Annotated in this window: 7 protein-coding genes and 1 pseudogene; 2 read left to right on the top strand and 6 right to left on the bottom strand. The window is 36.5% G+C overall.

What is annotated here, in order from left to right:
* Positions 1–247, bottom strand: a pseudogene (locus Q0L68_RS13405) (sugar phosphate isomerase/epimerase); the annotation flags it as partial.
* Between the two features lie 174 nt (positions 248–421).
* Between Q0L68_RS13405 and arfB the strand changes: the two are divergent.
* Positions 422–844, top strand: coding sequence for an alternative ribosome rescue aminoacyl-tRNA hydrolase ArfB (gene arfB / locus Q0L68_RS13400; protein ID WP_296704044.1), 423 nt, complete (start codon positions 422–424; stop codon positions 842–844).
* Positions 845–856: 12 nt separating this feature from the next.
* Here the strand turns inward: arfB and Q0L68_RS13395 are convergent, their stop codons facing one another.
* Both Q0L68_RS13395 and Q0L68_RS13390 read right to left on the bottom strand, forming a co-directional pair.
* A complete protein-coding gene (locus Q0L68_RS13395) occupies positions 857–1468 on the bottom strand; it encodes a DUF1080 domain-containing protein (protein WP_296704041.1) in 612 nt (203 codons plus the stop codon).
* Between the two features lie 81 nt (positions 1469–1549).
* On the bottom strand, positions 1550–2212 hold the full coding sequence (locus Q0L68_RS13390; protein ID WP_296704038.1) for a metal-dependent transcriptional regulator: 663 nt from the start codon (positions 2210–2212) through the stop codon (positions 1550–1552).
* Positions 2213–2325: 113 nt separating this feature from the next.
* Here Q0L68_RS13390 and Q0L68_RS13385 point away from each other — a divergent pair, with 113 nt between their 5' ends.
* The gene (locus tag Q0L68_RS13385) at positions 2326–4605 is read left to right on the top strand and encodes a TonB-dependent receptor (RefSeq protein ID WP_296704034.1); all 2280 of its coding nucleotides are present in this window, start codon (positions 2326–2328) and stop codon (positions 4603–4605) included.
* A 52-nt stretch (positions 4606–4657) separates the two neighbouring features.
* Here the strand turns inward: Q0L68_RS13385 and Q0L68_RS13380 are convergent, their stop codons facing one another.
* From Q0L68_RS13380 to Q0L68_RS13370, 3 genes are all read right to left on the bottom strand, one after another.
* A complete protein-coding gene (locus Q0L68_RS13380; protein WP_296704031.1) occupies positions 4658–5212 on the bottom strand; it encodes a DUF3347 domain-containing protein in 555 nt (184 codons plus the stop codon).
* A 21-nt stretch (positions 5213–5233) separates the two neighbouring features.
* Positions 5234–5926, bottom strand: a complete 693-nt coding sequence (locus tag Q0L68_RS13375; protein WP_296704028.1) for a PepSY domain-containing protein — start codon at positions 5924–5926, stop codon at positions 5234–5236.
* A 22-nt stretch (positions 5927–5948) separates the two neighbouring features.
* A partial coding sequence (locus tag Q0L68_RS13370; RefSeq protein WP_296704025.1) for an efflux RND transporter periplasmic adaptor subunit occupies positions 5949–7484 on the bottom strand: 1536 nt, incomplete at its 5' end.

The raw sequence follows: 7484 nt of genomic DNA, 5'->3' as shown, positions 1-7484 counted from the left end.
GATCTCCCATTAACTCAATTGCATTTAACCCAGAATCTGTTACATACTTCAAGGTGGCTTCTGCACTTTGATCCGGCATTGATCTGAACGAATAGGTAATACAACCTATCTGAACACCATTGATTAAGGAGTTTGGTTTGTTGAATGATTTGAGGATGTTTGGAGCACCTTGAAGCCAAGCTGGGGCAGCAAGCAAACCTGCTGCTCCAAGTGCTGATTTTATTAAAAATTCTCTTCTGTTTTTCATTGTATTTTGGGTTAATTAATAGGGGGAGATTAATATTGGAGTATTAAATTAGCAATTTTCTTAAGATTTGTTTTTAAAATAAGCTGTTATAGCAAATGAGTTTATAATTGGTTATTATTTCATTTAAGCGAAAGCTGGTAACTTGTCTTTAATAAGCTTTTACATTTTAATTCCATGACAAAATCCATCTTAAGAAGAATTGAAAATGGTGAATTTTTACCTGAACTTAATTTCCTAACCTCAAGATCTAGCGGTGCGGGAGGTCAGAATGTAAACAAGGTGGAAACGAAAGTCCAAATCAATTTCGACCTTTTTGAATCAAAGATTTTAACTGAGGAAGAAAAAGAAGTATTAAAGAGAAAACTTAGCTCAAAACTAACCGATGCAGGTATTCTTCAAGTTCAGGCCCAGGAAAAACGCTCTCAACTTCAAAATAAGGAAATTGCAATCAAGAAATTCTATGATTTGATTCGGAAAGGACTTGAAAAGCGAAAAGCCAGAAAAGCTACCAAACCGGGTAAAGGAGCTATAGAAAAGCGGTTGAAATCCAAAAAACTACAAGCGGAGAAAAAAGCAAATAGAGGATGGAAAGGGTAGTATTAAACTATTTTAATTATTGCCAGGAAGAGGTTTGAATTTAATATTTCGAAATCGAATCTCCCCGTTTCCCATCGCTTGCAACGCAATGTAGCCTTCAGTAAGACTGTTGTCCTTCAAGTCTGCAACTAAAATTTCATTGATCCAAGCTTGTACATGATCTCCCTTAATTTGGATTTTATAGCTGTTCCATTTGCCATTTGTTTCCACAAATTGAAGTGGTTTTGTTTTATTTACAATTGCACCTGTTCGAAAATCCTGGTTGGGATGAAGGTCCCATATATTGATTTCATAGCAATCCGTGAAGCTTAATTCTTGGTTTTGGCAACGGATAAAAATCCCTGAATTGATGCTGGTGTCAGGTTTGAATTCAAGCTCCAAAATAAAATCAGTGTACCTTTTTTCGGTCATTACAAATCCCGAAGTATCCTTTACAGTACCAATTAATTCATCTTGCTCAAACTTCCATTCCGCAGCACCCAGCACTTGCCAATCATCAAAGTTTCCATTTAAAGTAGCGTCTTTTTCAGTGCATGAAGAAAGAATTATGAGATGGAGTATTGAATAAGTTAAAAGTAGGTAATACTTAAAAAAGAATTTTTTGCTTAAGATTTTAGAAGACATGCTATGAGAAGTTAGGGGCTCAATGGTAAATCGGTGTAAGCTAAATGCTCTTTCGATATTTAAATAGTGAAAAATTAAATATTATTCACTAATAATTCTTACTAAAAGTCTTTCAGATACTTTTTCACTCAATGTCTCAGATGGATGACCTTCATATTTCACCACCATACTCTGATCATAAGATTCTCTGGAAATAATTTTAAGCTCTTTTCCAAGTCCCAAGTCACGACTATTTAAGAACTCTAAAAATTCGGTGGAAGAATTGGTAAGAGCAGATAAGACTACCAACTGCCCTGTTTTGCATTTAGAGAGTGCTAAATAATTTACCTCCTGAATTCTTCCCATTTTATCAGGAATGGGAGAACCATGTGGATCCACAGTTGGATGCCCCATCATTTCATCCATTCTTTCAAAGAATTTTGGTGCATGAATATGTTCGACTTGCTCTGCTATTTCATGTACTTCTTCCCATCCAAAATCCATTTTATTCACCAAAAACATTTCTGTTAAGCGATGTTTTCTAATAATCAATGCAGCTACTTTTTTTCCCTCAATTGTAAGTGTAACTGGCTTGTATTTTTCATAAATCAACCAACCGTTTTTTTGAAGAGTTTTGACCATACTATTCACCGTGGGCATGCTGACTTGCATCTGCTGCGCAAGTTCAGATATGTTTACTTCACCGGCCTCATTAGCCAAATTGAAAAGTGATTTGAGGTAATTTTCTTCTGTCTGTGAAGCCATGTTTAATGATTCAGTCTTCAAATATTAAATAAAATATTTAGAAAACAATTTTGTTAGACAAATCTAACAAATTACTTTTGACGTATCTAATACAATCAGTGCAAGATACCTTCATGAATCGATTCTTACTTTTATTCCTTTTTTTATCAGTGCTTTATACTCCTTCTTATTCTCAAGATAACAGAATAGAAGGTAAAGTTATATCTGGTGGTGAAGTATTGGAATTTGCGAATGTTTTGCTGAAAGGAACTACTATTGGTGCAGTGACAGATGAAGATGGACGATTTAAAATCTTTGTAAAAGATTCGGGAAACTATCAAGTCCAAGTTTCAAGAATTGGGTTTAAAACCAAGAGTGCCATGGTTTCTGTTCCTTCCTCAGAGTCCGTGAATTTAATTTTTGATTTAGAGAACATGGATGCTGGCTTGGATGAAGTAGTCGTAAGTGGTACCATGCAAGAGGTGTCAAAATTGGATTCTCCCGTTCCTGTAGAGGTATATTCAGCGAATTTCTTTAGAGCTAATCCTACTCCTTCAGTTTTCGAATCTCTTCAAAATGTCAATGGTGTTCGTCCTCAGATCAACTGTAATGTCTGCAATACAGGCGACATTCATATTAATGGTTTGGAAGGACCTTACACAATGATCTTAATAGATGGGATGCCTATTGTTTCTGGATTAGCGACAGTTTATGGATTAACGGGGATTCCTCAATCTTTGATCAATAGAATGGAGGTAGTCAAAGGTCCAGCATCTACATTATATGGCTCTGAGGCAGTGGGAGGATTGATTAATGTAATTACCAAAAATCCTGAAGCAGCACCATTAATTTCCATTGATGCATTTGGTACAGGTTGGGGTGAGCTAAATATGGACATAGGATTTCGAAGCGATTTAGGATCAAAAGTTCAATCGCTAACTGGAATCAATGGATTTTATTATGATAATCCGATAGACAATAATGGCGATGGATTTACAGATTTAACACTTTCGAAAAGGGTTTCAGTTTTTCAAAAATTCAATGTTAAAAGACCAGATAATAGAATTTTTAACATTGCAGGAAGGTATGTATATGAAGATCGTTGGGGAGGAGAAATGAACTGGAATAAAAGTTTCAGAGGAGGAGAGGAGGTTTATGGTGAAAGTATTTATACTAGTAGATGGGAAACATTTGGAACTTATCAATTACCTACGACAGAGTCCATGAATTTTATGTTTTCAGCGAATGGTCATCATCAAAATTCTGTGTATGGTACTACTATTTATAAGGCAGATCAGTACATAGGTTTTGGTCAATTGACCTGGGCTGAAACGATTTCAAAACATAATTTATTAACAGGATTAGCATATAGATTCACTTATTACGATGATAATACTCCAGTAACGGCCTCTTCGGATGGTCGCTTTAATCAAGCTTCTCAAATTCATTTGCCTGGGATTTTTATACAGGATGAAATTAAATTTAAAGAGACCCAAAGTCTCCTTCTTGGTGCGAGATATGACTATAACTCAGTCCACGGATCGATTTTCTCTCCGAGGTTGAATTACAAGCTTTCTTCAAATGATAAATCAACAGTATTAAGAGTTTCAATTGGTAATGGATTTCGAGTTGCGAATGTTTTTACCGAAGATCATGCTGCATTGACAGGAGCAAGAGAAGTAGTATTTGCTGAAGAATTGAAACCAGAACAAAGCTGGAATACAAACATCAATTTGGTGAAGAAAATCTATTCTGACCATGGCACTTTTGTGGGGGTTGATGCAACGGCATTTTATACCTATTTCACAAATAGGATTATTCCTGATTATGAAAGCAACCCCAATCAGATCATTTACGCCAATTTGGACGGTTCTGCAGTTTCAAAAGGAATATCTACCAATCTAGACATCGCTTGGGCTAATGGATTCTCTATCACGGCAGGGACAACTTTAATGGATGTTTCTCTAGAGGAAGAAGGAATAAAAACCAGACAGCTATTAACTGAACGTTTTTCGGGTGTTTGGTCAATAGGATATGACTGGTCAAGAATAGGATTGTCCATTGACTATACGGGCAATGTTTACAGTCCTATGAGATTACCACTTTTAGGAGAATTGGACGATAGAGCTGAATATTCCCCATGGTGGAGCATACAAAATATCCAAATATCCAAATCCCTTGGAGATCGATGGGAAGTCTATGGAGGAGTCAAAAACCTTCTGAATTTTACTCCACCTGCAAATAGCATTGCACGTTCATTTGATCCTTTTGACAAGCAGGTAGATTTTAATCCTGATGGATCTGTCATTCCAACTCCTCAAAACCCAAACGCCTTAACTTTTGACCCAACCTATGTTTTTGCACCCAATCAGGGGATTAGAGGTTTTTTTGGTATTAGATTTAACCTAAAATAATAAAGCCCCGAATTTCTTCGGGGCTTAGGCGTTAAGTCAAAAAAGCGAATGATTAAATTACTTCCTCAACTGATCCACATTTCAGCATTTTATCTCCGAAATAAGGATTTCTGATTTCATTTGAGGTACTTAACCAATAGGCTCCTTCATTGTTTTTAGCCATTGGGCAATATTGCTTGTATAGCTTTCCTTCTGTCAACTTTGAGTTTTTTACCAACGTAATCATTTGCTCTGATAATTGATCAAATGCGGCCCGCTGGTTCTCTGTCTCAATAGTTTCTGAAATCTTCTTGGCTTCATTTGCTATGATTGAAATTGTCTCGTTTGACTCTTCAGGTACGCTATTCAATAGGTTGAGAGCAGCTTGTTTAGCTTTTTCTCCATCCGTTTGAACCAATGCGTCTTTCAGAGATAAATAAGCTTGAATCAAGCTAGATACGCTTTCATCTTCAAAAGAAATTTTTGATTCAGAAACTTCGGTGTTTTCTGTTACCATTTCTTCCTGATGATTTGCATTATGGGTATTTTCTTCAGTGGTTTTCTCTTGACAAGCAAAAGCGAAACTAAACAAGAATACCGTAAATAGATTTTTAGTTAAATTTTTCATGTTTAAATAAGTAATAATAAGTTAGTTTTTTCTTTTTCGTTTTTTTTGAGTCATAAAGAATAGGGTAAAGCCTGACCCGATAGTTGCTAATCCAAATAAGGAGATTGCTCGGAGTAACAAATTGTTAAAGTCATCTCGCCCGGCATAGTCCATCGTATGGAACATCCATAAGAAGTCGAACCATCTCCAGCTTCTATGTCTGACAGTCTGAAACGTGCCATTTTTGGCATCAACATAGGCCACCAAGTTTTCTGGATGATCAAAGTGAATTGCCCAAACCGGTAAGGGCTTTTCTCGGAATTCATGATGGGCACCTGTTTCTGTGATGTATTCTGCGTTTTTGATTCCTAAATCACCCTTGATATATATCTGAGCGATTTCTTTTGCTTCCTCTTCTGATATTTCAGGTTTTAATTCTCCAGTCTGTGCGTGATATAGCTGTTTGGAATTAACCCAGTAATAGGGTTGGTGATTTACAAATTTGAGCTCAAGAGTTGAAACCTGTAAAGTAGAATCTAGACTGCTTGGATCTATTAAATCACTGGCTGATTGATGCATCATATGCTCATTATGAAAATGATCTCCATGAATTTCATCAATGTCAGTCCAGCTAAAATAAAGCCCTGAAATAGTCCAAAAGAAAAACTGAATTCCTATAAATACACCTAAGAATCGGTGAATTTTTCGGGCGAAGTATTGATTGTTCTTTCTCATTTGCTGGGCGAAAGGTGGATTTCTATTCTAAAACTTTGGTAACTTCTCCACAGGTGAGCATGGACTTTCCAAAATAGGGGTTGACTATGTTTTGATCTAAGCTCAACCAGTCAGCTCCTTTATTGCTGTCTGCCATAGGACAATGCTGAACATATAATTTTGTGGGAAATGGATGGAACTGTTCGGTCATTTTTAGCATTTCAGAGGATAGTGTTTGAAAATCCTTTCTAAAACCTTCTATGTCCGAAGCACTTCTTGCATGATTAACAGAGGACAATAAAGCTTTTTGATAAACCATCCATCTGTCATGAGTCTCTCCTTTAAAAAGCGTCATATCAACTTTTTCTAAAGTATTTTTCATTTGCTGAACACTTGATTTGGCATCTGCTAAATTATCTGTGGTTAGCGCATCTTTTACTTTGAAATAGTCCAAATAGACACTATTTAAAGCATTTTTGGCATCATCTGAGATTTGGATTTCATCCATATGACCTTGGGTCATGTTTCCATGCTGATGAACTATACCACTATCATTGCCTTCGGGACTCATCATGCTAGGCTTGCCTGCCAATTGAGCTGCTGCATCAATGCTGAATGTACCATTGATTGCTATTTCCTCTCCATTTTCCAATCCTTCTTCAATTAGATAGGAATCCCCTAAAGCTGGACCAAGAGTTACTTCCCGAAGTTTAAAATTGATTCCTCTTTCAGAGCTTGATTTTACATAAACTACAGAACGCTTTCCGGTCCACAAAACCGCTGATTTTGGAACAGTAATATTATCGTTCCTTGAGTTAACATCAGTCCTAATTGTACCAGAAGCAAACATTTCTGGTTTTAATTTCAGCTTGGAGTTAGGGACTTCTATTCTTGCTTTTGCGACGCGAGTACTTGGATCAATGAGAGGGTCTATGTAAGAAATTTTCCCTGAAAAGGTTTCTCCTGGAATGGACTGAATGGAATATTCTACTTCGTCTCCAACTTGAATCCAAGAAAGTTCAGATTCATAAATATCAAATAAAACCCAAACTCGGGATAAATCAGAAACTTCATAGATGGCTTGTCCCTGATTCAAATGGTCTCCCAGATTTGCAAATTTTTCTGTCACAAAACCTGAAACATTTGCTCGTAAAGGAAAGTTTTTTAGAATAGAATTGGTATTCAAAATCTCTGAAATTTGAGCATCTGTGACTTTCCAGTTCTTTAATTTATTTTTGGCTGCTTCGAATAATTCTGGTTGTGAATTTTGAATTTTTGCTGCCTGCAAAAGCTCTTGTTGAGCAGTGGTAAGTTCAGGTGAATAAATAGTGGCAATTACCTGGCCTTTGCTGATAAATTCACCCGTAAAATTAACCTGAAGCTGCTCAATTCTTCCAGGTATATGAGAAGTCTGAGTAAAATTCAACCTTTCGTCGGCCTGAACCTTTCCGCTAAGTTTGACAGATTTTCTTGTTCCTGAATTTCCAACAATTGCTGTTTGGACATTTGCCAATTGCATGGCAGTAGGGGACATTCTGATTGCTAATGGGTCTATAGATTCTTGGTCACTTTCTAAAGG

Origin of the sequence: Algoriphagus sp. (assembly GCF_024642405.1) — a bacterium.
In the GTDB taxonomy this organism is placed as follows: Bacteria; Bacteroidota; Bacteroidia; order Cytophagales; family Cyclobacteriaceae; genus Algoriphagus.
Note: the sequence above shows the minus strand (reverse complement) of the source record. Positions and strands in the feature narration are given on the sequence as shown.